Origin of the sequence: Agrobacterium sp. LR_9 (assembly GCF_041954855.1) — a bacterium.
Lineage (GTDB): Bacteria > Pseudomonadota > Alphaproteobacteria > Rhizobiales > Rhizobiaceae > Agrobacterium > Agrobacterium leguminum.
Window position 1 is genome coordinate 1 of the sequence record NZ_JAVAYA010000012.1, and the last position, 24,220, is coordinate 24,220.

The following is a 24,220-nucleotide window of genomic DNA, read 5'->3' on the forward strand; positions in this document are numbered from 1 at the left end:
GATACCGCCTGCGACGAGCGTAGGAACGCCTTCGACTTGCATTTTTTTAACCTCGCCGCCTCTTATCTTGTATGAAATTGCGATTTTCGTTCCGGAGTAAGAGGACAAGTCAACCAATTGTGCGTTCGACCGCGTTAAAACCTCAACTGCAAATCGCCCATCGGCGCATGTCAACGTGACGGTGGATGAAACACCGTCTTTGTCAGTAGCGATTCCCGTAATCGCGAGGCGCTCTCCGCTGTCCAATCGCGCAAACCATGCTGCGCTGCCTGATGTAGCGAACATCATAAATGCGACAAACGTTGCGACGGTTATACGTTTCATCCCCTGGAAACCTCTGTGTTTATCCAAACATCTAGTTCGCTTGAACAAGCTACTTTAGGAAATGATCGTTGAGAAAATCTCCATAAATTGAGGCGACATTTAATGTCGTTTTCTGGGGGATCGAATGTCTATATGTAAAGCCGCAGTTTTCGTCAGCGCCATGGGTATTTTGTCCGCGACATCAGCAGGTGCCGTCAAGCCGCAAATTGTAAATGCGAAGAATGCTGCGGTTCATACTGATTTCCAATCGAAGCCTTACCTGTCTGACCCAAAGCGCATCTTTTATTGCGAATTGGAATACAGTGCCTATTGGGATGAGGACGGATTTGAATACCATCTCGCTTTCACTTACGGTCTACGGTTCCCTCCCGTAACAGAAAAACAGGTCCCGATTCACTTCCTATCATCTTTCCTGTCGAAGACGGACAAGAAGGGCGTTGAAACCGTCATCCCCGTGAAAAAGGCATATGTGGAAACGAGTGATGACAACACCTTGGCGAAAGAGATCAGCTCGCACGAGGCGGCAGGGCACGCTGCGTTCACTCGGTTCGACAATCCGTCCGTTTTTGGCATGACGTCAGAAATGTCCGAAGATTCCCACCTATATGCGTACGTCTTGACGTCCACCGGTAGGGTCATCGTCGCGGAGATGGATTTCTCCGCAACAGAAACAGGGATGCCTGGTGATGCTACTCAAGCACAGTCCTTCGCCAAGTGCGCCGAAAGAGTTATATACCAGTAGGGAGACAAATACTGAATCGGTTCTACGAGGATGGCATCCACGTTGAAGACCCGGTTAAATTTTTACTTCCTATTCTCAACCTGGAAAAGCACGAAGAATCGTAAAATCAGGATGTCGTGATTTCGCGACGAAGGAGAACAAACGATATGGCGACCGACACGCTGGCTCTACTGATCGATGGCGACAATGCGTCACCAAAGATCATCGCAGGCCTTCTGGCTGAACTCGCGAACTACGGAACCGCCAGCGTCAGACGAATCTACGGCGACTGGACGAAACCCAATCTCAATGGTTGGAAAGAATGTCTTCTTGAGCATTCGATCCAACCCGTGCAGCAATTCGCTTACACTACGGGCAAGAATGCGACCGACGGTGCGATGATCATCGACGCCATGGACCTACTCTATACCGGGCGCTTTTCAGGATTTTGCATAGTGTCCAGCGATAGCGACTTTGCTAGGTTGGCGTCGCGTATCAGAGAGCAAGGTATAACGGTTTACGGCTTCGGTGAACGCAAGACGCCCCGGCCATTTATCACCGCCTGCGACAAGTTCATCTACGTCGATGTGCTCAGTTCGGAGAACGAAGCCGATGTATCAGCCGTCCCCCAAGCCAAAACGTTGGCAAAGCCTAAGGCCTCCATGTCGACGATGAAATCCGAGACAGAAAGGGCACCTGCGCCGCAGGGCGTGGCCGCAAGCGGAAAGCTCGACAAAGCTGCCTTGGAGATGCTCCGCAAAGCCGTCGAGGCATCAGCGGAAGAAGATGGCCGTGCGAACCTCGCCCGTGTCGGAGCGCACCTGGCGAAACAGTCTCCAGACTTCGATGCGAGGAACTACGGATATGCGAGGCTGAGCGATTTGGCTGAGGCTTCTGGCATACTGGCTGTAGAGCGAATCGGCGATAATCCGAAGGTCGTCATGGTCAAACTAGCCAGGCCTTGACCGCCACTGACGTCGACGGCTTTGGGACCGCACAAACGATGTCTGATCGCTTAATCCAAGCTTGGCGTGCAGTCACGCGCAACACTCGGCGATGGCCTCCCCTGGTGGCGTCGTTCGAGAATGCGTTTGGCTTTATAAAGAGCAAACGGTGCCGGTAGCGCAGTCGGTCTTCGCGAGTCGATCATCTTTTCCAGTTGCATGATAGCCCGTTCCAATGGGCTGACAGTAGTGGGTGTGGGTCGCGGGAAATATCGAGCATGACCCGAGTTGATTGACATCATGTCACCTCATCGGTTGTTGTTATCACCGGATACATAATGGCAAAGACGACATATACGCGGCGTGGAATTCGACAATCCACCTTGTGGTAAATGAAAGTTTGCGGTCGTTCCGATTTGAAACTATCCGACAGCTGTCTGTTCACAAGGGTAAAATGCCGCAGAAAAGATGGAGAGGCACTTGTTCTCCGCTCGGCAGGGAGTGGCCGTGATGGTTTTCCCCGACCTCAGGAATGAGTTCAACTACATTCTCCATCCACTTCGAAGTCCGCCTGCGGCGCCTAGTCAATGCGGTATTCCGACACGCAAGTGATCATTGGTTTTCATCCTGCTTTGATCACGGGTCCGGAATACCGCTGTCTGCTCGTTGCCGCCGTTTGAGTCAACGCCGGGTTCTGTGAGCCATTTTTTTGGCGCGATTGCCGCAGGTGGACATGTCGCACCAGCGCCTTGAAGCGTTCTTTGTCCGGTCGATAAACAGCCAGTGACAATCGTCGGGTGGGCATTGCTTCAGCCGGGAGAGTTCGTCGCCTCGAAGCAGGTCGAGCGCGGACCACGCGATGGTGCCGGTCACGCGATAGATACCCTCAAAATGCCATGTGCACGGCGTCCCGGAAAGCGAAGCCTGGCGCAGAGACAGCGCAGCAACGTCGCGTATGACGTCCAGATCCAGCCGAGACGGATCGAGATCGTTAGCTATCGCCGATCCCGCGGCACCAATTGCCTTGCGAAGCGCGAGCACCTGCTCGAGCAGTATATCTTGCTCCTGCGGCGATACGACGAAGTCGCCGTCGACCAGGCCGACTTGCTTCGACCATGCCACAACGTCATCGAAGCTTGCCAAATGGTCGAATTCCCGGCTCGTGTTACGCCAACTGATGGTGTTGGAGAGATCAAGGGCGAGATTGCCGGAGACGCGGTGGGGCAGTGACATCATCGTCGCTTTCTTTTCTTGGTCAGCGCGATTGCGCTGGAATGCGCGCCGTTCCCGATGCACAGAGGTGGGACCATCTGGAGACCGGCCGGCCCTTGCTGCGGCCGGGAGATCCCGATTTTCTTGCGGAGTTCCATCACCCTAGGGAGGGCTTGCTCGCGGCTCAACGAAGGCTCGGATCATTCACCAGAATGCGATGCAGCTCGATGCGCTCGGGCAGTTCGATCAGGAACTCGGCGTCGCGATCGAGATGATGAACCTTGACAGGATCGCCCTTTGTAAAGGCGGTCATCGTCTCGATGTCCGGCCAGTAGGAGATAGTCGTGAACCACGTTTCCTCGTCCCGATCCTCCCGAAAGAGCTGGACGCCGAGGGCAATCTCCTCAAGCGGAGGAATGCCCTCGGCTCGCAAATAGGGCTCGTAGCTGTCCGCGACCTCGCGGCGCGTACGGCCGCGCCAGATGCGTGCAATTGTGGGCTTCGTAACCATGCATGTCTCCTCTCGTTGCGGGCTACGTTCAAAGGCGCGATCATCGGAAGGTCCGGGCAAGGAAATCGCGGACGAGCGGCAACGCCTGTTCGAGATGGGTTTCCAGCAGCCAATGCCCGGCCTCGCTGAGAATGTGCAACTCCGCGTCCGGGAGATCGCGCCGGTAAGCTTGCGCCGACGCCTCGGGCATATAGCCGTCCTGCGGGCCCCACACCACCAGGGTCGGCGGGCGGTGCTCACGCAGATAGGCTTGATAGCGAGGGAACCAGTCGAGGTTTTCCTCCAGCTTTTCCATCAGGCGGACTGCCACCATTTTGCGTGTCGGCGTATCCATGAGCGGCCAATGGAGCTTCCAAAGGTCGGGAGGGAAGAGACTTGCCACTTCTTCAGAGACTTCACCGACGAACTCCTCGCGAAATCCGTCTTCGCTTACGGCCTCCTCGAGAGGGCGGTGCTTCTCGGGCGACTTGTCGGCCCACCACGCTTTGATCGTCTCGTATTTAGGGCCGAGCACGTCTTCATAGATGTCACCGTTCTGGATGATCAGCGCGGCGATCCGCTCCGGGTGGGCTATGGCATGCCGCAGACCAATCTGCGAGCCATAGTCGTGGAGCCAGAGCGCGTAGCGCTCCAGCCGGAGCGCCTCAGCGACGTTGTTGAGCACCTCGGCGTAAGCGTCGAAGTCATATCCGAACTCGGCGGGATCAGGCGTGTCGCTGTAGCCAAAACCCGGCCAATCGAAAGCTACCGTGCGCCACTGATCGGCGAGCGCCGGCATCAGCCTGCGGTACTGATAGGACGAACACGGGTATCCGTGGGGCAGGAGCAGAACGGGCGCGTCCATCGGCCCCGCTTCCCGGAGGAACAGGGAGTGCGTTCCAATAGTAACCCGTCTGTGGGTTATATTGCATCTGTTCACGCGTTCGCTCCTGACAGCTTCTCCATCTCCCGGAACCATCATAACTCGTTTAGCCGGTTCCAGTTCCGTCGTCGTGACACACCGGTGTTCGGCCCAGCGCGACGGGGCGGACCTATCAAGACCACGGCTCCTCACGCACGCTTCTCCAGATCAGACGACCATTCAGTCTCGATTTCAAAATGGGAGCATGAAAGACGAAGCAGAATGGGAGCCGGTGAAGCCAGTTTCTGACTTACTCGCCGTCCGCCACGGAAGCCGCAAACCTGGCCAAATCCTTATTGAACCGCGACGCTTCTTCAAAAAATGGCGCATGACCCGAGTTGTCGTAAATCTCTGACTTGATCGCGCCGTTGAACGACTTCGCGCGTTCTATACTCGGCTGCGGCCGTACCAGATTATCCTTACCCCCATAGATCAACAGAACCGGCTTTTTTGCCTTCGCCAGTCCTTCTTTTGCCTGGACTGTCATCGAGGGGACGGTTCGCGTCATCAGCCATGATGCCACCGCTGCATTGGACAGCAGCCGCTCAAACGTTGCGCGTTCTGGCTGCGTTGCAAAGCAGAGGGCCAGGAAGGTACGCACCATGTCGAGATGCGTTCGCAGGTCCTCTGAGGCCAGTCCTGCATAGACCTCCGGATGCGGCGTGATGAGATCGGGTTTGAGTTCGATGACACCGTCGACGTAAAGGAGGCCACCAATCCCGCCGTCGCCATGGTTGGCAAGATAGTTCGACAGCACCACACCCCCAAGAGACCAGCCCACGAGCACGGGGTTCGTCGCTCCGCTTCCCCGAAGGACTGCATCGAGATCGTCTGCCCAGCGGTCGCCATCCTTGTAGGCGTCAGCGTCATCCGGTTTTGCCGACAGTCCATGTCCTCTCAGATCAAAGGTGATCAGCCTAAACTTCTGCAGGTCTGGATCGGCCGTCTGGCTGTCCCAATTGATGCGGCTGCCAAGCAGACCGTGAACGAATACGATTGGCTGACCTTGGGGATTTCCGGTTTCTTCGACGGCGATTGTAACGCCATCGGAGGATGTGACGGTGTATTGCTTTTCGGCAGCCGCAGCGACCGATGCCCCCGTAAACAAGATCACCGCGGCAAATATTCCTTTTGCGGCTCGGATGAAACGTCCTGACATTAAATCTCCAGTGGTATTGTGCGAAAATTGGCTATTTTTAGTGATCGATACAAACTAACCACTTGATCCCCTCTGTCAAGCTGTGTTTAGTGATCACTATGAATAAGCAGATCAAACGCCGGCGCGGCGGACCGAGGACCTTCAATCGAGACGAGGCGGTCGACATCGCCATGCATCTGTTTTGGCGGCATGGCTACGAAGGTGTGTCGCTCAACGATCTGACGACCGCGATTGGGATCGCACCACCAAGCCTCTATGCCGCGTTTGGGAGCAAAGCAGGGCTTTATCGGGAGGCCCTTGATCACTATTCGGGAATTCCCGCGGCTCTGTTCAACCTCGAAGGCGCATCAACATTGGAGGACACCGTGTCGGCGATCCTGCGCCAAGGGGCCGACGCCGTGACGGACCCTGCCGGCGAACGAGGGTGCATGGTGTCCAGCGGCATGCTGCAATGCGCCGAAGAACATGCCGCGCTTGCGCGAGTTTTGTCCGAGCGCCGAGATATGATGAGAGAAACAATTGCCCAGGCGCTTGGTCGTTGGCTCAATTCGGATAGCGCGCGCTCCCTCGCCCGCTTTTTGGTCGTTGTGCTTCAGGGTATGTCGGTCCAGGCCCGGGACGGCGCGACGCGCGAGGAACTGGAAGACGTCGTGCAGGACGCACTGCACGTGTCTCTCACGGCGCGCAAGACTGGAACGAAATAACAATGATATTTCTGATTGCTCGATACTGTCTCAAAAATAGCAAGCCATTCGTGAAGTCAATTGCGCCTTGCGATGATGAGCCTGTGAACAAATGTGCTGTCGGAGCACGCTCTTAACCGCGCAAGTCATTTTCACAACAAAAACCAACGCTCGAGTGTATCGAGGCTCATCGCTTTCTATAACTCATAATTTCGCGAAAAATGAGCTATTGCATGCCCGTCTGTCGCTCAGCGCCATATCTGTAACTCCGCGACAGTTAGCGGTGCGTCACGAGGTTGATCGCGCAGCAAGAGGTGCCTCTCGTACAAAACCGGGGCTCAGTCCACCGGCCTCCCCCTTTGGGTCCATCACGCGACAAACGAGCAATGTCGAAGAAGCGCTGATCATTTTCCAGGAGGCTTGGCGGGCGGCAACTGGATTTTTAACCGGACATCCCGACGATGAAATCTCTTCGATCCTCTGAGCTCGGCGACTTTTTCAAGCCCGCGCAATGCACGCTGTCACGGCTTACACTTTAATACTTGCCGGACGGGAACCCTTATCGACGCCGCCGGTTCTGCCCCGCTCAATCCTGACGGGGGAACCATGCGGTCAAAGCAACACAATCGCTCCAATGTCACAAAATCACCGGCTTGGGGCGTACGACGCTCTCCATCGGGGGGTGTCACTTTTCGAACCTGGGCGCCTGGGCAAAATGAATTATACCTCGACGACGGCACAGCTTTACGATGCATGGCGCGCGACGAGCACGGGTGGTTCGAGATCACATGTCCAGACGCTGTGGCAGGAACTGAATATTGCTTTGTCCTGACTGACGGACAACGGGTGCCCGACCCGGCTTCGCGGGCGCAGAAGGACGATGTCAATGGACCATCGCTCGTCACCGATCCGGATTGTTACATTTGGCGAAACGTCGCCTGGACGGGACGACCGTGGGAGGAAACAGTAATTTACGAAATGCATGTCGGAACCTTCACGCCGGAAGGGACGTTCGAGGCGGCGGTTGGGAAGCTCCCTCATCTTGCGCAGCTGGGAATTACCATGATTGAGGTGATGCCGGTTTCCCACTTCGGCGGCACCCACGGCTGGGGTTACGATGGCACTCTGCTTTATGCTCCCCATGCCGCATACGGCAGGCCGGATGATTTCAAGGCCTTTATCGATGAAGCGCATGGTTTTGGCATATCCGTCGTGCTCGACATCGTTCTTAATCATTTCGGACCGCAAGGAAACTACCTCCCCCTGCTGGCTCCGGGTTTCTTCGACAAGGATCGAAAAACCCCTTGGGGCGATGGGATAGCCTATGACGTTGACGCGGTGAGGCGATACATCGCCGATGCCCCTCTTTATTGGCTGCACGAATTCAAGCTTGATGGCCTCCGATTTGACGCGATTGACCAGATTGAGGACAATTCTGCAAAACACATTCTGGTGGAGATAGCCGAACGCATTCGGGGCGAGATCACCGATCGTCCTATTCACCTTACGACCGAGGACAGTCGCAACATCGTCTCCCTGCATGAGAGAGCCACAGACGGAAGTATTCCTCTGTTCACCGCAGAATGGAATGATGACTTCCACAATGCGGTTCATGCGCTTGTGACAGGAGAATGCGACGCTTACTACCAGGATTTCGCGGCGGCACCTGAAAGGCTTGTGGCCCGGGCGCTCGCGGAAGGCTTCGCCTACCAAGGTGAAACTTCACCGCAAACCGGGAGACCACGTGGCGTCAGAAGCGATGGCCAACCGAGCTCCGCATTTGTGGATTTCATCCAGAACCACGACCAGGTGGGCAACCGGGCCCACGGGGAACGGCTGATTACACTTGTAGGCAGCGATCGCGCCGAGGTTCTGGTGGCTCTACTTCTACTTTCGCCACACATTCCTCTTCTGTTCATGGGAGAAGAATTCGGCGAGTCCAACCCGTTCCTGTTCTTTACCGATTTCCGTGATGATCTCGCAAACACAGTCCGCGAGGGTCGAAGAAGCGAGTTTGACGGCCATTCCGGTTACAAAAGCGAGACTGTTCCCGACCCCAACGATCGCACCACGTTCGAGACGTCAAAACTGGATTGGAGCAAGGCCCAAACCGAGGCGGGGGAAGATTGGTTAACGCTCACGGGCAAGCTGCTTTTACTGAGACGGACAAAGATCGTGCCTCTTCTTCGAGGAGATAATGGCCGCGCTGGCAGAGTTGTGGAGGCAGGCGACGGATGTATTGCGGTCACTTGGACGTTTTCTGCCGGCGCACTTTCGATCGCCGTCAATCTTGGCGATGAAACAAAACCGCTGCCGGATCAGCCCGGAGACGCGATTTTCGCGTGGCCGGAAGAGCAAGCCGCCCTGCCGAAAAATTCAATCTTGGTTCGCCTCACCACGGAAGCGGTATAATGACAATTCCCACAGCAACCTATCGGCTACAATTCCGCAACGGTATGACCTTTGATCGCGCAGCCGCGCTCGCACCCTATTGGAGGCGGCTCGGCATCAGCCATCTTTATGCATCGCCGATCTTCACCGCAGCACCGGGCTCGACCCATGGCTATGACGTGACCAATCCGAACGAAATCGATCCAGCGATCGGCGGCCGTGATGGCTTTGACCGGATGGTCGCCGCACTCAAAAATGAAGGTCTTGGGCTCATTCTGGACATCGTGCCAAACCACATGGCCGCATCGCTCGATAATCCGTGGTGGTATGATGTCATCAAGAATGGGATTCATAGTCCCCACGCTCGCATTTTCGACATCGACTGGTCACGCCGCCTGACATTGCCATTTCTAGGGGAATCCTTTGAACACGCGCTACAGGCCGGCAACATTTCGATTACCGCCGATCCAATAACCGGAAAGCCGTCTTTCGCCTATCATGACAGCTACTACCCTATCGCGCCGGAGACCCGTGAAGATCGGCTGCCCGCCACTGTTCACTTTCTCAACAATGCCGACATTGCAACACTTCATGACCGTCAGCCCTATCAGCTGACGTCTTGGCGCACGGCGCGCCACAACCTCTCCTATCGCCGATTTTTTGAAATCACCGGCCTGGTAGGAGTTCGCGTAGAAGATGATGCCGTCTTCGACACCACGCATCAACTTATACTTGAACTCGTGCATAGTGGCGCTGTCGACGGCTTGCGAATTGACCACGTGGATGGGCTGGCCGATCCGAAAGCCTATCTCGACCGGCTTCGGCTCAAGGTCGGGCAGGACTGCTACCTTCTCGTGGAAAAAATCCTGGCGGATGGCGAGCATGTGCCGGCCGATTGGCCCGTGTCCGGCACAACCGGCTATGAATTCATTGCCGCACTTTTGGACGCCCTTGTCGACGGCGGTAAACTAGAGATGCTGCGTGGATCCTATGAGGCTTTCTGCGGTCAAAAAACCGACCTGGACGGCGAGGTTCGTGCTGCGAAGCTCCTGATGATAAATCACAATTTCGAGGGCGAATTTTCGACCTTATTACAGCTGGCGACGACAGTGGCGCAGAAGGAAGGTAAGGATCTCATCCTTTCCGACCTCGAAACAGCATTGCGAGAGCTTCTCGTCGCCTTTCCGGTCTACCGAACCTATGGAACACGCGAGCGACTTTCTGGCGAGGACGAGGCGCTGCTCGGCGCGATTGCCGATAGTGCCCGTGTTCATCTAACTGCACCTGGCGAGACAGCGCTCGCTTTCGTAATCAGCATTCTTAAAGGATCTGTTTGTGATGCGGCGGCTTTCCTTGCGGGTGAATTCCGCGTCCTTTTCCAGCAACTGACCGGGCCGTTGATGGCAAAGTCGATCGAAGACACACTTTTTTTCCGCCAGCACATGGCACTCGCGCTCAATGAGGTGGGGGCGGATCCGCTGCCACGCCCGTTTGCTCTTTGGCGATTTCACGAGGCGATGGCGGATCGCCTCAAGCGCCAACCGGACGGATTGTCGAGCACTTCGACCCACGACACCAAACGCGGAGAAGACGCACGCGCGCGGCTGTCGACGCTCAGTGAAGCACCTGAAATCTGGGCGGCCAATGTTGCGCGATGGTGCGACACCAACCGAACCATGATCACGGAAATGGATGATGGTCCTGCGCCGGAGCCCTCGGTGCAGTGGATGCTCTACCAGGCTCTTGCCGGCGTGTGGCCTGCCGAGCCCGGGGTACCGACAGGATCGGAGCTGGACGCACTACAGGCGAGGTTTCTTGTTTATGTCGAAAAATCGCTGCGTGAAGCCAAGTTGCGAACCAACTGGGGCGACAATAACGAGGCCTATGAAAGAGCCGTACTTGCCTATGCGTCAAATCTCTTTGCGCCTGAGAACAGCGTCTTTCTGAAAGACTTTGTTCATTCCATCCAGCCATTCGTTATGGCGGGCCTGCGCAATTCCCTCAGCCAGACGATCATCAAGCTGACAGCGCCTGGCGTCCCGGATATATATCAGGGCAGCGAGAGTCTCGATCTCAGCCTCGTTGATCCAGACAACCGTCGAGCGCTTCCCTTCGAGCAATTACACTCACGTCTTGAGGAGAGCGCGGCTATCGATTTTAGCTGTGAGGATGAGATGCGAAACGGGGTGACCAAACAACGGGTCATTTGTCGCATACTGGAGTTGCGGCGCCGTCACCCTGACCTGTTCCGCAGGGGCAACTATGAGCCCCTTTTGGATGGATCTCCATCAATAGTGTCGTATGCGAGGACCCATAGAAATCAGGCCGTTATCGTCATGATCCCACGCCTCGGTTTGCAACAACTCCTCGGAAACAGACAAATCAAGGCCGGAGGTCAATCAAAGCGCGGGAGCTTACCGGCCAGTTTGCGTGGCGTTTTCACCGATGTCCTGTCTGGATGCACATACCACGCCGGTGAGATGGAAAGCTTGCCCCTTGTCGAACATCCGTTCTTTGTGTTCTCCCGACAAAACACAGCGTGATGCCGAGCGCCCCGCTCAACCCGCCTTTTCGCGTACCGCAACCCGTTGAAGTGAGGATACGTGCCGGCATCGGCGAGATGCCTTAGGCGCTTGTCCGGTTGAATGAGCCTAACATCCGAAGCGGTCGACTTTGGTTCTATGCAAGCAATCGCATTGAACGCCTCCTGCTCCCTGTTCCGGGCATGGAGCGCGCCCACACCTATAATTGGTCTGGAAGGCAAAGAGGCAATCAGTCCGGCAGCTAAGACCACCGCGACAGGCTCGCCCGCTTCTCAATCTTGTCGCCAAGATGATGGGATGCGCACAGATCACATAATCCGGGCGCATGCGCAGAGGGAGCGTCAGGTTCGGACACTTTCGGACCCGAGAACGAGTCTCTCTCTCTCTCTCTCTCTCTCTCTCTCTCTCGGCGAAACAAAAGACACGCTCCAGGGCTCATGAGCGCCGGGCTCTTGTAAAAGCAAAGCGCCGCACGAGAGAAACAACGGCCACCTGCTCGATCCCGGCCACGCGGCAATATGCCCTTGCCAATAGCCGAAGCGTGAACCGAAGCCTCGCTTCGGTTGACCACCCCTCGGGCGCCGTTGGCCGCACGCGTCGCAAATGGCGATCACCCCTACAGTTCGCCCGCCGTCAACAGCAAGCGACTAGCCTAGGTGATTATAATTAGCCCTATCGGCTGTCCTCGATCCTTCTTTCGGGGAGAAATCTGTTCTACTTCCCCTTGAGGACGGTTTGGAGGATAATGGCTCGTCCTTTTGACGCTGCATAATCTGCGCTTCCTGAGCCGCCTGCAAGAACATGTCGCGAGCCCAATCTGGGGCTTGACGTCCAGCGAGTGCGGCACGGCAAGCGCTCCTTGCACGAACGTAAGCGGGACCTCTTTTGTCCGGCCATTCATCCAGCAGGAAAATGAGAGCGTCGAAGGGGCCACGGACGGTTTGTTGCCCACCTTCTGTGCTCAAAATCGTTACCGGACTACTCCATCGGGAAATAGACATCATGGTGTTCCTCCATTCACGTCTAACCGTCGGCTGTACTCCCTGTTCCTCAGTCAGACTGAATTATTGTATCCTGACCCTATGCTCTGTCGGCGATAATGGAACCAAGTCCTAGCCGCCGGTCGGTCCAGATCCTCTTTAGACTTGCGGGGCAGCATATGGTGAAAGCTTCTGACCATTTTCGCGATTTCAACGAGGGCCGGTAGCCGCTCCTCGACCGCGGAGACATCGCCGTTTGAGCCTTGCTCCAGCGCGCCATCTGACGGGTGATTTTTGTCCCATCTGCTTACTTTCCAAATTTCCAGGAACATTGGCTCTGGTCTGTGGTTCGTCGTGGCACCAACCTCATGAACTGACAGGACGGATTATGGCGGATGTATTTTGGCTGGTTGTTGTCGCTGGAGGCCCATTGCTGCTGGGTGCCGTGGTCTTTTATGTCCTGCTGCGTCAGCGCAGGTTATCGGCCAAGGAGCAGCAAGAACAGGTCCGCAAGGTTCATAAACTTTACGACGGAAAGTAACCGGAAGCGGAAACTGATATGAAAAACTATAGAACTATATTGACATTGGCAGCAGCCGCGGCCGTGGCTCTGGCGATGATCGTGGTCGTCTACTTCGTCAAGACGACGCCGGACACAGCACCGTCAAATTCACCAGACAGGGGCCAGACGGAAGAGCAAGCACCTGCGGGGCCTGCTGACAGAAATGCGCTGCCGGGCAGCCAGAACACGACGCCCTGACCATAACAGTCATTGAGGGAGAGTTTAACATGAAGCCATTCCATGCCTGCTGCGCCGCACTGTGTCTTTCGATGTTAATGCCCGCTTTCTCGAACGCGCAATCACCCGCGGACTTCACTGTCGAGGCGGCTTCCTTCAATCAGTTTGAAGTGGAGGCGAGCAGGCTGGCGCTTAAAAGCGCGCAGGATGACGCGACGAAAATGTTCGCTAATGACATCATGCGCGACCATGAGAAAGCGCTCGTCGATCTCGCGGATGCTGCTCAAAAGGATGGTACCTCGGTACCGAAGAACATGAGCGCCGAATATGCAGAGAAGATGAGAGCTTTAGAAGCCGTTTCACAAAGTGAGTTCGACCAGGCGTACCTCTCGACGCAGGTTTCGGTCCTCGAAGATGCGAAGACGATGTTCGAAGCCTTTATCAAAACCGGGGTTGCAGGGTCGCTACGTGCATATGCTGAAAACCAGCGCGGCACCCTGCGAACCTATAGTGTCCGTGTTCAGGGCCTGACAAACCCGTGAGACGGCAACGAGAGTCCACTTGAGTATAACTATCACATGAAATGCACCTTATCGTCACGGTATCTGTATCGCTGGATCCCAATTCCGAATCCTGTTCCCTATCTACTCGAGTTCGAGGAGGTTGGCATAATTTCGGCGTTGCGATCGGTCCGCAAATCACCACAAACGATCTGCATCGGGAAAGACCGCCCGGAGCGTGGTTCCCAGTCGTCGACGGCTGCAAGCATCGGTGCGTAAACGAAATTGCCGCTGGCCATCAGGTCCGCGTAGAATTCGGAGGCGCCTGCATTAAAAGGCAGAATACGCCCGTCAAAAAGCGGTAGAAGAACTTCACCTTCAAGGCGATCGTGGAGAACTGCCTGGCGCTTCCCCGTTGGCATTGAGGCAACCCCAAAACGAAGTTCGGCAATTGAACTCGCGGAAATGAACAGCGTTTCGATGGCTTGTGCATCCAGCCAAGTGAGCACAGCAGTCTCAGGCCGGCGTCGCCTCGGCCTGAGCCAGCATTCCCTGTATGAATGAAAGACGAAGTTTGCGGCGTCTAACGCCAAGGGCAACGACGAGGCCGAGGAGACCAGGCGGCTGAAGAAGGAACTGGCTCGCGTCACCAAGGAGCGAGACATCCTAAAAAAATCGGCCGCGAATTTCGCCAGGGATGCAAGGTGATAGTCGAGCATTCATTGCTCTGCATCGCTTGCAGTTTTCGGTTCGGACGATGTGCCGCCTGCTGCGGGTTCACCCGAGTGGATTTTACACCTGGCTAAAAAACCGCTGAGCAGACGAGCCAACGAAGGCAAGCGACAGACCGATCTTCTCCTGAAGGTATGGGAAGAGAGCGGCAATGTATACGGTTATCGCAAGCTGCACGACGACCTTCTCGATCAGGGAGAGATGCGCTGCCCGAACAGGGTCGCGCCCGATGTGTCTCGCCGGGATCAAGGCGCAGATCGGCTACAAACGCCGCCCCGGCCGCTATGGCGGCAGGTCTGCCGTCGCTATCAACAACACACTCGGCCGGCAATTTAACGTCAAGGCTCCGGACAAGGTCTGGGTCACGGACATAACCTACATCCGAACCTGCGAGAGCTTAGGTGTCATGCTACCCCAACGATTTCGCTGAAGCTGACGCCCGACGTCCCCGAGGCTACTCATTCCGAGTCTCCGCTTCCCAAGCTCGAACACGCGCTTCAAAAGCCATTGGCGTTCATGATGTGCCGATTTTCAGCTTTGCCAATGCCGGCGTATCGCTCGCCGGGGTTCTACGGGGTATTTTCCGAACCGTTGATTGGTGTTGCAGCCGGACTTCTCGTCGGAAGTCAGTTCGGCGCCTCTGTGGCATTCATCGCCACGTTTGCAGGTGGGAGGTCAGGATCGACGCCAAAAGATAAGGCACGGACCACAAACTATTTTCACTGTGAAAAACGTGATGCTCGGTTCCCTAATGCGGATCAGGGGTTCGTCACTCGGCTTGACCTCTGGATAGTTGTAGACGCGAGGAAACACCCTTATGGTGCCGTTTCCCGATCAAAACTCTTCCCAGCTATCGACCGGGCGGGCGCTGCCATTTGCCGCCACCTTGAGAACGGGGGCGGTGTTTGTGGGCGAGGCAAAAGAGGACGGGCGCGCCATCGTACGTCCTACCTGGCGCAGCGCCGATGTCTGAGCCGCACCGACGCTGAACTGTGCTATCAGGCTTCGCAGCCGACCTGCTTCCTCGGCAAGTGCACTGGATGCCGCATTTGATTCCTCGACCATGGCGGCATTCTGCTGGGTCGTCTGATCCATGGAGTTTACAGCGGAATTGACCTCAGCCAGACCTGTGGCCTGCTCCCTGGCAGAGGTGGCGATCGCCTCCATGTGAGCGTTGATCTCGATAATGAAGCCGCCGATCGTCTTCAGCGCCTCTCCGGCATCACGCACCAGCTTCACGCCGCTTCCGACCTCAGATGTGGAGTTATGGATGAGGCCCTTGATCTCCTTAGCGGCATGCGCCGAGCGCTGGGCCAGTTCCCGCACCTCCTGAGCGACAACCGCAAAGCCCTTGCCCGCTTCGCCGGCACGGGCGGCTTCGACACCGGCGTTGAGCGCCAGCAGATTGGTCTGGAAAGCGATCTCATCGATCACGCCGATGATATTGGAGATCTGTTGCGAGCTCTCCTCGATTTTTCGCATCGCTTCCTCGGCCTGCGAGACCACTTCTGCGGACTTTGTTGCAGCGTGATTTGCTTGGCTCGCCACGCCGCGCGCTTCCTCCGTTCGCTTCGTCGAGCTGCTGACATTGGCGGTAATCTGGTCTAGAGCAGCTGCGGTCTCTTCAAGCGATGCCGCTTGTTGCTCTGTCCGCTTCGACAGATCACTTGCACCTGCGGCGATCTCGCGAGTACCGGAATCGATTCTTGATGCCGTGTCTGCCACCGAGCCGAGCGCCGTGCCAAGCCTGTCGACCGCCTCGTTGAAATTGCTCCTCAGGCTTTCGAAGTCAGTTGCGAACGGCTGTTCCAAGCGGAAATCGAGCCTGCCGTCGGCAAGCTTGTTGAGCGAACCACCGATCTCGGTGACTGCGAATACCCGGTCGGTGACGTCGGTTGCGTATTTGACGACCTTGGCGACTTTTCCATGTTCGTCGAGGATCGGGTTATAGGAAGCATTCAAGACGACCTTCTTCCCGTTCTTGCCGACCCGAGTGAACTCTTGGGCCTGGAACCTGCCGGCTTTGAGCTCATCCCAGAACTGCGCATATTCAGAACTGGCCCTGTAGGCCGGCTCAACGAACATGCTGTGATGTTTGCCGCGGATTTCGTCTAGCGAATAACCCATCGTCTTGCAGAAGTTCTCGTTGGCTGTGACAATTTCGCCGTCCAGCGTGAACTCGATAACGGCCTGGACGCGGCTGATCGCAGCCATCTGGTTCTGGTAGTCGAGATTGAGGAGCCGCTCTTTCGCGTCAGCCCACTCAACCACGAATGCCTTTGGCTTCCCGCCCTCCATGATCGGTGTGACGTGCAGGTCGAAGCTGTGACTGCCCACGCGGATGGTCGCGCTGTGCGGCTTCGTCAAGTGCGAGAGCATTTTTCGCTGGTGGGATGGGTTCTTGTGGAAGATGTCGATATTGCTGCCGATCAGGGTATCGACCGCAAACCGCGGCAGCTCCTTCTTGAGGTCCTGTTCAGCAGCGGCCAGCAGCTTACGGACAGCATCGTTCATGTATGTGATGTTCAGCTTACCGTCGGCAATCATGACATTTGCTTTGATATGAGCAAGGGCTGCAAGTTGAGCCTTTGTATTGCCGCCGATCACTCCGATCATCGCAATCCTTTCGAAGCTGTCAGCTTCAGGTTAAACATGAAGCGATCGACGGTTCCTTTAGAACAACGCTGTCCCGCATGTGCTAATATTTGCATACGTGGATTAACGGATGTTTAATGATAATCTCGGGCGAAACTACTCTGACTATAGAACAACATAGGTCCGAAAATACATTTTGCCGACCAACTCTATCGTCGCTGACATGCCTTCCCTCAGAGTATTTGCGGCCGTACAGATCGCCCTAGCCCGCTCGATTAGTTTCCGGACTACAAATCCGTCCAATGTCATGCATCTTGCCCTATCAGCCATTTTTTCCGCCGGTCATTACAAAGACCAGTGCGAGCGACGCCAGTAGCGCCCTTGAAAAGATGCGAACCTGCAGCCTGCTTTTCTACCCCCCCTAAATAGCTGGAACGCAAATACTTGGAGCCGTGATCGGCGGGCATCAACCGCTCAATTCCAACGGGTGCGAAGGAATAGCTGCCACAACTTTAATTTCCACAAGAAGACCGGGTTGGGCAAGTTCAGAGACGCCAATGCAAGTCCACGCGCATGTCCCACGGGGGAAAATCCGGTCTTTTACCTTGCGAAAGGTATGCATGTGCTGCTGCAACCCGACATGGTACGTAGTCATCTCGACAACATCTTCGAAGCTGCAGCCTGCCGCTGACAAAACGGTAGCTAAGTTGTCCCAACACGCCTCGAATTGCTTCTCTGGGTCGTTGATGACATTCATGTTGGCATCACGTCCAACCTGCCCCGCGCAGAAAACCAGGTTTTCAACGCGTACTGCAGGGGCATAGCCTGCCCGCTCCACAATCGGCTTCATTGCCGACGGCACGATAATTTTGCGATTCACAGATAATCCTTTCTTCGTCCGCACAGGCCGAGCCAAATTAGCTAAGTGAATGAATTGACGCGAGGCGGTCGTTGTGTTGAAGGCGCGTTAGCCCCGGATCAGGTTGAGACGATCAGGCAGGGCTCTTTGCCAATAACAAGCGACCGCCTAACAAGATCAAGGCCGCCCCGGAGATCGTTTTGATCCTTCTGGCGATGTGCGGGCGATTGAGAAAACCAGTCACGCTGCCGACCAGGAGGACAACTAAGCCGTAAAAAGCTACAGCGATCAGAGCATGTGTGAGTGCGAGCGCGGCGCCATTTGCAAGCACGTCCTGTTGGCGCCCCTCCAAGAATTGGGGAAAGACTGCAACGTAAAAGATCGCCGGTTTTGGGTTGAGGAAGTTGCTGAGATATCCGCGAACGAAGGCCCTCTTAGCTGTGAGGTTCACTGACACCCGGCTCGGATTTATGACAGGTGCGTTCAGACGTCGCAGCGACAAGAGAGATTTAGTACCCAGCCAGATGAGATAGGCTGCACCAAACAGCTTCATCACTGTGAACAAGATTGCCGACGCTGCGATCACCGCCCCCACTCCAACAAGTGCCAACGCGGCATGAGAAACGATGGCTGCGGCGAAGCCGAATACCATCCCGAAGCCGGTCAGCTTCGTGTTGCTTGGCGAATTGGCCAGGAGCAAAGCAAGGTTCGGTCCCGGTGTCACCACGATCATGGTAACGATAGAGATAAATACGAAGTACTGATGAAGAGGGATAAACATGGCAACGACCTCGCGGTTTAGGCACAATTAGAGCGTATTGCATCCGGCCGTTTCCGGCCCGGATCATACGAAGGAGTTCGAGTCGAGACAAAGTTATCGGGCACAGTTTTCCCGGGCAACAGATGTGCACGGCCCCGTTTCGACGAGGCTGAAAAGTTCAGACATTCTACAAGCACCGGAGTGCGCTCCTGCTGTACCTTCCGCGGCGATCTGCATTGAAGGCCCGCGACGACACTTGGCTTTAAAGCGCGATGTTGGATCGCGGGGCCCCTCTGATGTCAACGTTTATCCTTGGCGCAGCGATCACGTCACTGCCAAGGCACGAGTCCAAACTCCCAAAGCGCTGCAGCTAGTGACTTTGCGGAGTTACCGCGGTCCTTTTCTGTCAGTCGACGGCTTGCGCGGCCTCCTCGATCATCTTCGCAACTGCAGCTGCCTGCGAGATATAAATAGCGTGACTACCATCGATCTCCGTGACAGTCGAGCCAGCGCGCTTGTACATCCAGCGCTCAAGGTCCGGATTGATCGTCATGTCATTCTTCGCAACAATCCCGTAGCTTGGCTTGTCGTGCCAAGCGGCAATAGACACCGGCGCACTGGTGGCCGCGACGGCGACAGGCATCTGAGACCGGGCCATAAACTCGCCCTGCTCTTTGGATAGATCCGCCCCGAAATCAGCCGCGAACCGTGCCGGGTCGATAAGCAGGAAGCCATCCTTTGTCGGCTTGATATCATTGGTGGGTGACGGCATCGACTGGAGCAGTTGTGCGGTGCTTTCGCCCTTCTCAGGCTGCAGTGCCGCAACATAGACAAGTGCCTTGACCTTAGGATCATCACCTGCTGCCGTGATGATCGTCCCCCCATAGCTGTGGCCGACGAGAACGACGTCCCCGTCCTGCTGATGAAGCACGCTCTTCGTAGCTGCAACGTCCTGATCCAGGCTTGTTAGTGGCTGCTGGACGATGCTGACATGATAGCCGTCGCGGGTGAGGATGTCATAAACGTCGCGCCAGCCCGAACCATCCACGAGCGCGCCATGGACAAGCACGATGTTGCGCGCATCCGCTAAGGCTGGGGCAGTTAGGACAGCAGAAGACAAAAGCGCTGCAATGAGGCCAACGGCCGCTTTACTGAAGTTCGACATGGGCGGTAGTTCCTTGAGTTTTTTGCTTGGAATTACGGAGGCTTTGAAAGCTTTGGGGGACATGTCTCTCCTCTATCCAGGGAGGGACGGACGTGATTGCTTGTACTTACTGCTTAACGACAATTGGAGCCTTGATCGGCACGCGTTCATAGAGGTCGATAATGTCCTGGTTGAGCAGGCGCACACAGCCGGAAGAAACTGCCTTGCCAATCGAGCGCCATTGCGGATTGCCGTGCAGACGATAGAGTGTGTCGTGGCCACCGGAGAAGATGTAGAGCGCTCGCGCACCGAGCGGATTTTTCAGGCCCGGCTCCATGCCGCCATTCTCGATCGAATATTTGGCCAATTCCGGCTGGCGGACGACCAATCTCGTTCGGCGGCTTCCAACGCGGCCATTTCTGACGCCACTGAATGATGCCGTTGCCCTGCCAGGCAAAGCCATCGCGCCCGATCCCGACACCATACCGCATCGCGGTCCCGCCCGACTGGACGAGGTAGAGGAAGCGGGAGGGAGTGTCGACGACGATCGTGCCGGGCGCCTCGCCAGTCGGGTCGAGGACCTGCTGGCGATAGTAGCGCGGATTGATCTGCTTGTAGGGAACCGCCGGGATTAGAAAGCCGCCATCCTCGGTAGGACCGTACATGGTCGCCAGTTCGGCATCTGTCGGCGCAGGGGCGATGTGGACAGAGCCGATCGGATCCAGGAGAGGCGTCGACTGTCGCCCCACCATCCGGCCCGAGCCGGAGGTGGAGACGCACCCCGCCAGGGCCGAGGTTGCAGCCATCGCCGAAAGCGACAGCAGGCCGCGGCGGGATAACGAGGTATCAAAGCTCATGCTCAATCCTCGTCCTGCCATCTGCGCAGATCCGTCTGGTCATGATAGGCCATGCGATCAGGCGTGGTGATAAACTCAATCATCGTGCCCCACGGCGTGCGGCAATAGCAGACCTTGTTTCCAGGACCTTTTTCGGTTGCGTAGGGAATTGCGCGTGGCGCCGTGAGGGCTGCTCCGCCAGCCTTTTCAAACCGCGCTACCGATGCGTCGATGTCGTCGGTATAGACGCCAAAATGCGTAATGCCGAAGTCGCTCGGTGTAACCGGTTGCGCTTGTTTGGGGCCATGCATTTCGAAGAGCTCGATGTCAGGCCCGGTTCCGATCTTGACCATTGCCTGCGCACGCACAACCGTTCCCGGGTAAGCACCAGTGGCCCGCTCGAACTCGGGTCCCTGTCTGGCCGGATCCTGCGGCCCGAACGATTGGTAGATCACCTGGCCGCCAAAGGCTTCCACCAGGAATGATTTTGCTGCCTCGATATCGGGCACTGTGATGCCGATGTGATTGACGCCACGAATTTGAGGTGCAGTCATGACAGTTTCCTTTCTTGTTGAATCGATGAACGCGTTCGGACTCAATTTGCCCGGATCGCAGAGTTCAGTTGGCCTTGAGGAAATCGATGAGAGCAGCGGCCACTTCATCCGGGCGCTCGTCCGCCACATAATGACTGCAGCGGGCAATCGAGCCGCCCGTTACATCTGTGGCGAACTCCTTGAGCATTGGGACCATATGAGCACCAAAACGCTGCTCCCCGCCGAGACCTAAAACCGGAATTCGGAGCGGTTGTTTTTTGTATTCGAGCGCGGCCGCATGGTCTGCGGTCAGTGTGCGGTACCATTCCATGCCACCGCGCGTGCGACCAGGAAGTGCCATTGCTTTCGCATAGATGTCGATGTCTTCAGGATTAAAGGTGCTGTGATCGTAAAACCGCTCCGCCATGAAGGCCGAAATATAGTCATGTTCGCGGCCATAAATCAGGCGTTCCGGCAGATCCCGATTAGCATGGAACGCGAAGTGCCAGATCTTTGCCGTCGTAGCCTCCCACTCACTCCAGCCAGGAAGCGGAACATCGAGGACGGCAAGGTGAGTAACGGCATCTCGATAGATAGCGGCCTGCGGAAGCGCCACCATTCCGCCGATGTCATGGCCGCATACAGCGTAGCGTTCATGCCCAAGGGCGATCATGACCTCGTGCGCGTCGCGCGCCATCGTCGCCTTATCGTAGCCGTCAAGCGGGCAGTCGGAAAAGCCTGCGCCGCGTAGATCAATCGCCACCACGCTGAACTGTTCGGCCAGCAGCGGCATGACGTCGTGCCACTCCCACCAAGTTTCCGGCCAACCGTGAAGCAGAAGGAGCGGGGGGCCAGAGCCGCCCGTGACGGCATTGATCTTGATGCCGTTCACCGGCACCAGTTGCTGGGTAAAATCTTCCAGTGTTGGGATCATAACTCTTTCCCGTCGATGTTGATGTTAAACAGAGCTAGCGCCAGCTCAGGCCTGATCGAAATCGGTGGCGACCGAGATGTCTCGCCAAGCGTCGATATCGCTGCGGAAAGAAGCCAGCTTTCGTTCGGCGATTGAATGCGCGACGGGCCCAAGCGGCAGATGAAGCGGGGCGTTATTGGCGTCGACCGCCTGCAAGATCACTGTAACCGCCTTGTCGGGATCGCCTGCTTGATTGCCGTTGTTGGTTTCACGATAATGTCTGCGCGAACTTGCGGCGTATTCCGGCATTTCCTTGGCCGCCATCGTTATCGAGCGTCCAAGGAAGTCAGTGCGAAACGGCCCCGGCTCGACGATCAGCACGCGGACGCCGAACGGCTTCAGCTCACCCGCGAGCGCCTCGGAAACCCCTTCAACCGCAAACTTGGCTGCATTGTAGTATGCTGCCCCGCCGCTGCCCGCGATCCCTGCACCGGACGACATGTTGACGATCGTTCCGCCCGAGCGCCGCAGGACAGGCAAGGCTGCTCTGGTGGTTTCGATAAGACCAAAAACGTTCACCTCGAACATCGGTCGATATTCTTCGGGCGTGCCTTCCTCGAGCGCACCAAACAGTCCGTAGCCGGCATTGTTCACCAGCACATCAAAGCCGCCAAATATCTCCACGGCCTTTGCGACCGCGGCATTGGCCGCCGCCGCATCCGTCACGTCGAGCGGCAAGGCGATCATGCGGCCGTCGAATGGCCGAGCCATTTCTTTGATCAAGTTGACGTTGCGCGCAGTCGCGACAACCTGATCGCCCCGCCGTGCCGCAGCGAGCGCGAGCCGTTGCCCGAAGCCGCTCGAGCAGCCTGTGATGAACCATGTTTTCATGACGTTTCTCCGCTTGCTTTCAGAAGATGACTTGAATCTAGATGTTTATATTTGTACTTGAAGTGACAATTTTGTATTCTCATTGTTCACTTTTGTAAGGGCATGGCCATGGAGTGGAGTGATGTAAGAATCTTCCTTGCGATTGCGCGGTCCGGCACGCTCGGCGGCGCTGCGCGTGCTCTTCATACAAGCCATCCGACCGTCGGCAGGCGGCTGCGTGCCCTTGAGGATGCCATCGGCCATACGCTCTTCCAGCGGACCGCGGACGGTCTCGTGCTGACCGAGGAGGGCCACGGGATCATCGCCCTGGCAGAGCAGATGGAAGAAGGCGCGCTTGCAATGGAGCGCCGACTCGCCGGGCAGGAGCAAAATCTCAAAGGCAATCTGCGCATCTCATCGGCAGACTGGTTCGGGGCTTATGTCCTGCCTCCCATCGTGGCGGATTTCTCGAAAGCCTACCCCAATGTGGACGTCGAGATCCTGACCGGCACTCGCCTGTTCAACCTCGCCCAGAGGGAGGCAGACGTTGCCTTTCGCATCGTTCCGTTCGACACTGCCGATGTTATTCAACGGCGGCTCTTTAGGCTCGAATACGGCGTCTACATCGCCGAGGAGTCGCCTGACCCTAAATTCGGCGACGGGACTGGTTTCCGTCTGATCACCCACGACACTTCGACAGGGCAATTCCCCGACATAGCCTGGCTCTCCGAGAGTTTTCCGAACGCGAGACCCGTGCTGCGATCAAACAACCGAAACGTCCAGGGGCGAATGTGCAGGCAGGGTGTTGGGATCGCCGTCCTGCCCCGCGCAGTGGGTAACCAAATCCCGGGTATCCGCAGACTTGAACTACCCAAGCCCCCGCCCGCGCGAGACATCTGGATGGGATATCATCGGGACCTGCGACGTCTTCAGCGTCTTCGGGCGTTTATCTCGACCGTCTCGGACCACATCACAAATGCCCCTGCATGGTAAGCCGCGCGAAGAAGATCGATTTTCCCCGCCGATCCACGGCCGCGGTAGGACAGCCGCGACAGACAACTTACTTGCTGGCCGCAATCTCCCTGTGCCGCTCCACCACAGCGCCCACGATCATTGTCATCAGCCCTTCGACGAAGTGCCGACTGAGGCCAACCTCATTGGCGATACTCATCACTCGATCCAATTGGCGTCGCTCTCGCTCATTATCGATCGCCGGCAACGCCTGTTCGGCTTTCAAGTGGCCGACATGCTCGGTACAGCGAAAGCGTTCGGCCAGAATATAGAGGAGAGCTGAATCCAAATTGTCGATGGTCCTCCGGTAGGAAGCGAGTTGCTGTGCCACATCATCTGTCATCATTTGAATATCTTCC

General features: G+C 56.5%; 22 protein-coding genes and 4 pseudogenes. 10 read left to right on the forward strand and 16 right to left on the reverse strand.

Features of this window, described 5'->3' with window-relative positions; genetic code table 11:
* A pseudogene (locus RAC79_RS14865) lies at nt 1-324 on the reverse strand (hypothetical protein); the annotation flags it as partial.
* A gap of 124 nt (nt 325-448) precedes the next feature.
* Between RAC79_RS14865 and RAC79_RS14870 the strand changes: the two are divergent.
* Together RAC79_RS14870 and RAC79_RS14875 are read left to right on the forward strand one after the other, a co-directional pair.
* Nucleotides 449-1,066 (forward strand): hypothetical protein, encoded by a 618-nt coding sequence (locus RAC79_RS14870; protein WP_374997177.1) that lies wholly within the window; start codon nt 449-451, stop codon nt 1,064-1,066.
* A 146-nt stretch (nt 1,067-1,212) separates the two neighbouring features.
* On the forward strand, nt 1,213-2,010 hold the full coding sequence (locus RAC79_RS14875; protein WP_374997178.1) for an NYN domain-containing protein: 798 nt from the start codon (nt 1,213-1,215) through the stop codon (nt 2,008-2,010).
* Between the two features lie 660 nt (nt 2,011-2,670).
* Here the strand turns inward: RAC79_RS14875 and RAC79_RS14880 are convergent.
* The 4 genes from RAC79_RS14880 to RAC79_RS14895 all read right to left on the reverse strand — a co-directional run bounded on the left by RAC79_RS14880 (nt 2,671) and on the right by RAC79_RS14895 (nt 5,772).
* On the reverse strand, nt 2,671-3,225 hold the full coding sequence (locus RAC79_RS14880; RefSeq protein ID WP_374997179.1) for a CGNR zinc finger domain-containing protein: 555 nt from the start codon (nt 3,223-3,225) through the stop codon (nt 2,671-2,673).
* Nucleotides 3,226-3,385: 160 nt separating this feature from the next.
* Nucleotides 3,386-3,712 carry a hypothetical protein gene (locus tag RAC79_RS14885; RefSeq protein WP_044460145.1) on the reverse strand — a complete coding sequence of 109 codons (327 nt, stop codon included), beginning with the start codon at nt 3,710-3,712 and terminating at the stop codon, nt 3,386-3,388.
* Nucleotides 3,713-3,752: 40 nt separating this feature from the next.
* Nucleotides 3,753-4,670, reverse strand: a complete 918-nt coding sequence (locus tag RAC79_RS14890) for an alpha/beta fold hydrolase (protein WP_374997259.1) — start codon at nt 4,668-4,670, stop codon at nt 3,753-3,755.
* A gap of 193 nt (nt 4,671-4,863) precedes the next feature.
* Nucleotides 4,864-5,772: an alpha/beta fold hydrolase gene (locus RAC79_RS14895; RefSeq protein WP_374997180.1), complete on the reverse strand. Its 909-nt coding sequence runs from the start codon at nt 5,770-5,772 to the stop codon at nt 4,864-4,866.
* A 98-nt stretch (nt 5,773-5,870) separates the two neighbouring features.
* Between RAC79_RS14895 and RAC79_RS14900 the strand changes: the two genes are divergently transcribed.
* The 3 genes from RAC79_RS14900 (at nt 5,871) to treY (ending at nt 11,389) form a co-directional block, all read left to right on the forward strand.
* The gene (locus RAC79_RS14900; RefSeq protein WP_374997181.1) at nt 5,871-6,476 is read left to right on the forward strand and encodes a TetR/AcrR family transcriptional regulator; all 606 of its coding nucleotides are present in this window, start codon (nt 5,871-5,873) and stop codon (nt 6,474-6,476) included.
* A gap of 585 nt (nt 6,477-7,061) precedes the next feature.
* A complete protein-coding gene (treZ, locus tag RAC79_RS14905; protein WP_374997182.1) occupies nt 7,062-8,867 on the forward strand; it encodes a malto-oligosyltrehalose trehalohydrolase in 1,806 nt (601 codons plus the stop codon).
* Nucleotides 8,867-11,389 (forward strand): malto-oligosyltrehalose synthase, encoded by a 2,523-nt coding sequence (treY, locus tag RAC79_RS14910; RefSeq protein ID WP_374997183.1) that lies wholly within the window; start codon nt 8,867-8,869, stop codon nt 11,387-11,389. Before treZ ends, treY begins: the two co-directional genes overlap by 1 nt.
* 647 nt (nt 11,390-12,036) lie before the next feature.
* Here the strand turns inward: treY and RAC79_RS14915 are convergent.
* Nucleotides 12,037-12,393, reverse strand: a complete 357-nt coding sequence (locus RAC79_RS14915; RefSeq protein ID WP_374997184.1) for a DUF982 domain-containing protein — start codon at nt 12,391-12,393, stop codon at nt 12,037-12,039.
* A gap of 364 nt (nt 12,394-12,757) precedes the next feature.
* Between RAC79_RS14915 and RAC79_RS14920 the strand changes: the two genes are divergently transcribed.
* From RAC79_RS14920 to RAC79_RS14930, 3 genes are read left to right on the forward strand one after another with little or no spacing between them, the layout of a single operon-like run.
* Nucleotides 12,758-12,910 (forward strand): hypothetical protein, encoded by a 153-nt coding sequence (locus tag RAC79_RS14920; protein WP_374997185.1) that lies wholly within the window; start codon nt 12,758-12,760, stop codon nt 12,908-12,910.
* 18 nt (nt 12,911-12,928) lie between these two features.
* The gene (locus RAC79_RS14925) at nt 12,929-13,129 is read left to right on the forward strand and encodes a hypothetical protein (protein WP_220331286.1); all 201 of its coding nucleotides are present in this window, start codon (nt 12,929-12,931) and stop codon (nt 13,127-13,129) included.
* A gap of 29 nt (nt 13,130-13,158) precedes the next feature.
* Nucleotides 13,159-13,650, forward strand: coding sequence for a DUF4142 domain-containing protein (locus RAC79_RS14930; protein WP_374997186.1), 492 nt, complete (start codon nt 13,159-13,161; stop codon nt 13,648-13,650).
* Between the two features lie 251 nt (nt 13,651-13,901).
* Here the strand turns inward: RAC79_RS14930 and RAC79_RS14935 are convergent.
* Nucleotides 13,902-14,117 (reverse strand): annotated as a pseudogene (locus tag RAC79_RS14935) (VapC toxin family PIN domain ribonuclease); the annotation flags it as partial.
* 16 nt (nt 14,118-14,133) lie between these two features.
* Here RAC79_RS14935 and RAC79_RS14940 point away from each other — a divergent pair.
* Nucleotides 14,134-14,749 (forward strand): annotated as a pseudogene (locus tag RAC79_RS14940) (IS3 family transposase); the annotation flags it as partial.
* A 425-nt stretch (nt 14,750-15,174) separates the two neighbouring features.
* Here RAC79_RS14940 and RAC79_RS14945 read toward each other — a convergent pair.
* From RAC79_RS14945 to RAC79_RS14980, 8 genes and pseudogenes are all read right to left on the reverse strand, one after another.
* Entirely contained in the window at nt 15,175-16,956 is a 1,782-nt protein-coding gene (locus RAC79_RS14945) for a PAS domain-containing methyl-accepting chemotaxis protein (protein WP_220331290.1), read from the reverse strand.
* A 445-nt stretch (nt 16,957-17,401) separates the two neighbouring features.
* Nucleotides 17,402-17,815, reverse strand: a complete 414-nt coding sequence (locus RAC79_RS14950; protein WP_374997187.1) for a RidA family protein — start codon at nt 17,813-17,815, stop codon at nt 17,402-17,404.
* A 112-nt stretch (nt 17,816-17,927) separates the two neighbouring features.
* Nucleotides 17,928-18,575 carry a LysE family translocator gene (locus RAC79_RS14955; protein WP_173616177.1) on the reverse strand — a complete coding sequence of 216 codons (648 nt, stop codon included), beginning with the start codon at nt 18,573-18,575 and terminating at the stop codon, nt 17,928-17,930.
* A 385-nt stretch (nt 18,576-18,960) separates the two neighbouring features.
* Nucleotides 18,961-19,719 carry an alpha/beta fold hydrolase gene (locus RAC79_RS14960; RefSeq protein WP_173616399.1) on the reverse strand — a complete coding sequence of 253 codons (759 nt, stop codon included), beginning with the start codon at nt 19,717-19,719 and terminating at the stop codon, nt 18,961-18,963.
* 106 nt (nt 19,720-19,825) lie between these two features.
* Nucleotides 19,826-20,387: pseudogene (locus tag RAC79_RS14965) on the reverse strand (L,D-transpeptidase); the annotation flags it as partial.
* 170 nt (nt 20,388-20,557) lie between these two features.
* Nucleotides 20,558-21,088, reverse strand: a complete 531-nt coding sequence (locus RAC79_RS14970; RefSeq protein ID WP_112963853.1) for a VOC family protein — start codon at nt 21,086-21,088, stop codon at nt 20,558-20,560.
* A gap of 64 nt (nt 21,089-21,152) precedes the next feature.
* Nucleotides 21,153-22,001 (reverse strand): alpha/beta fold hydrolase, encoded by an 849-nt coding sequence (locus RAC79_RS14975; RefSeq protein ID WP_374997188.1) that lies wholly within the window; start codon nt 21,999-22,001, stop codon nt 21,153-21,155.
* 45 nt (nt 22,002-22,046) lie between these two features.
* A complete protein-coding gene (locus tag RAC79_RS14980; RefSeq protein WP_374997189.1) occupies nt 22,047-22,871 on the reverse strand; it encodes an oxidoreductase in 825 nt (274 codons plus the stop codon).
* A gap of 108 nt (nt 22,872-22,979) precedes the next feature.
* Between RAC79_RS14980 and RAC79_RS14985 the strand changes: the two genes are divergently transcribed.
* Nucleotides 22,980-23,843 carry a LysR family transcriptional regulator gene (locus tag RAC79_RS14985; RefSeq protein WP_173616173.1) on the forward strand — a complete coding sequence of 288 codons (864 nt, stop codon included), beginning with the start codon at nt 22,980-22,982 and terminating at the stop codon, nt 23,841-23,843.
* A 67-nt stretch (nt 23,844-23,910) separates the two neighbouring features.
* On the opposite strand, the gene RAC79_RS14990 is transcribed toward RAC79_RS14985, so the two are convergent.
* The gene (locus RAC79_RS14990) at nt 23,911-24,207 is read right to left on the reverse strand and encodes a chorismate mutase (RefSeq protein WP_110730692.1); all 297 of its coding nucleotides are present in this window, start codon (nt 24,205-24,207) and stop codon (nt 23,911-23,913) included.
* Between the last annotated feature and the right edge of the window lie 13 nt (nt 24,208-24,220).

What these genes read in the sequence shown, in the direction of transcription:
- RAC79_RS14870 (WP_374997177.1), top strand. Translation starts at nt 449, where the DNA reads ATGTCTATATGTAAAGCCGCAGTTTTCGTCAGCGCCATGGGTATTTTG.
- RAC79_RS14875 (WP_374997178.1), top strand. Translation starts at nt 1,213, where the DNA reads ATGGCGACCGACACGCTGGCTCTACTGATCGATGGCGACAATGCGTCA.
- RAC79_RS14880 (WP_374997179.1), bottom strand. Translation starts at nt 3,225, where the DNA reads ATGATGTCACTGCCCCACCGCGTCTCCGGCAATCTCGCCCTTGATCTC.
- RAC79_RS14885 (WP_044460145.1), bottom strand. Translation starts at nt 3,712, where the DNA reads ATGGTTACGAAGCCCACAATTGCACGCATCTGGCGCGGCCGTACGCGC.
- RAC79_RS14890 (WP_374997259.1), bottom strand. Translation starts at nt 4,670, where the DNA reads ATGGTTCCGGGAGATGGAGAAGCTGTCAGGAGCGAACGCGTGAACAGA.
- RAC79_RS14895 (WP_374997180.1), bottom strand. Translation starts at nt 5,772, where the DNA reads ATGTCAGGACGTTTCATCCGAGCCGCAAAAGGAATATTTGCCGCGGTG.
- RAC79_RS14900 (WP_374997181.1), top strand. Translation starts at nt 5,871, where the DNA reads ATGAATAAGCAGATCAAACGCCGGCGCGGCGGACCGAGGACCTTCAAT.
- treZ (WP_374997182.1), top strand. Translation starts at nt 7,062, where the DNA reads ATGCGGTCAAAGCAACACAATCGCTCCAATGTCACAAAATCACCGGCT.
- treY (WP_374997183.1), top strand. Translation starts at nt 8,867, where the DNA reads ATGACAATTCCCACAGCAACCTATCGGCTACAATTCCGCAACGGTATG.
- RAC79_RS14915 (WP_374997184.1), bottom strand. Translation starts at nt 12,393, where the DNA reads ATGATGTCTATTTCCCGATGGAGTAGTCCGGTAACGATTTTGAGCACA.
- RAC79_RS14920 (WP_374997185.1), top strand. Translation starts at nt 12,758, where the DNA reads ATGGCGGATGTATTTTGGCTGGTTGTTGTCGCTGGAGGCCCATTGCTG.
- RAC79_RS14925 (WP_220331286.1), top strand. Translation starts at nt 12,929, where the DNA reads ATGAAAAACTATAGAACTATATTGACATTGGCAGCAGCCGCGGCCGTG.
- RAC79_RS14930 (WP_374997186.1), top strand. Translation starts at nt 13,159, where the DNA reads ATGAAGCCATTCCATGCCTGCTGCGCCGCACTGTGTCTTTCGATGTTA.
- RAC79_RS14945 (WP_220331290.1), bottom strand. Translation starts at nt 16,956, where the DNA reads ATGATCGGAGTGATCGGCGGCAATACAAAGGCTCAACTTGCAGCCCTT.
- RAC79_RS14955 (WP_173616177.1), bottom strand. Translation starts at nt 18,575, where the DNA reads ATGTTTATCCCTCTTCATCAGTACTTCGTATTTATCTCTATCGTTACC.
- RAC79_RS14960 (WP_173616399.1), bottom strand. Translation starts at nt 19,719, where the DNA reads ATGTCGAACTTCAGTAAAGCGGCCGTTGGCCTCATTGCAGCGCTTTTG.
- RAC79_RS14970 (WP_112963853.1), bottom strand. Translation starts at nt 21,088, where the DNA reads ATGACTGCACCTCAAATTCGTGGCGTCAATCACATCGGCATCACAGTG.
- RAC79_RS14975 (WP_374997188.1), bottom strand. Translation starts at nt 22,001, where the DNA reads ATGATCCCAACACTGGAAGATTTTACCCAGCAACTGGTGCCGGTGAAC.
- RAC79_RS14980 (WP_374997189.1), bottom strand. Translation starts at nt 22,871, where the DNA reads ATGAAAACATGGTTCATCACAGGCTGCTCGAGCGGCTTCGGGCAACGG.
- RAC79_RS14985 (WP_173616173.1), top strand. Translation starts at nt 22,980, where the DNA reads ATGGAGTGGAGTGATGTAAGAATCTTCCTTGCGATTGCGCGGTCCGGC.
- RAC79_RS14990 (WP_110730692.1), bottom strand. Translation starts at nt 24,207, where the DNA reads ATGATGACAGATGATGTGGCACAGCAACTCGCTTCCTACCGGAGGACC.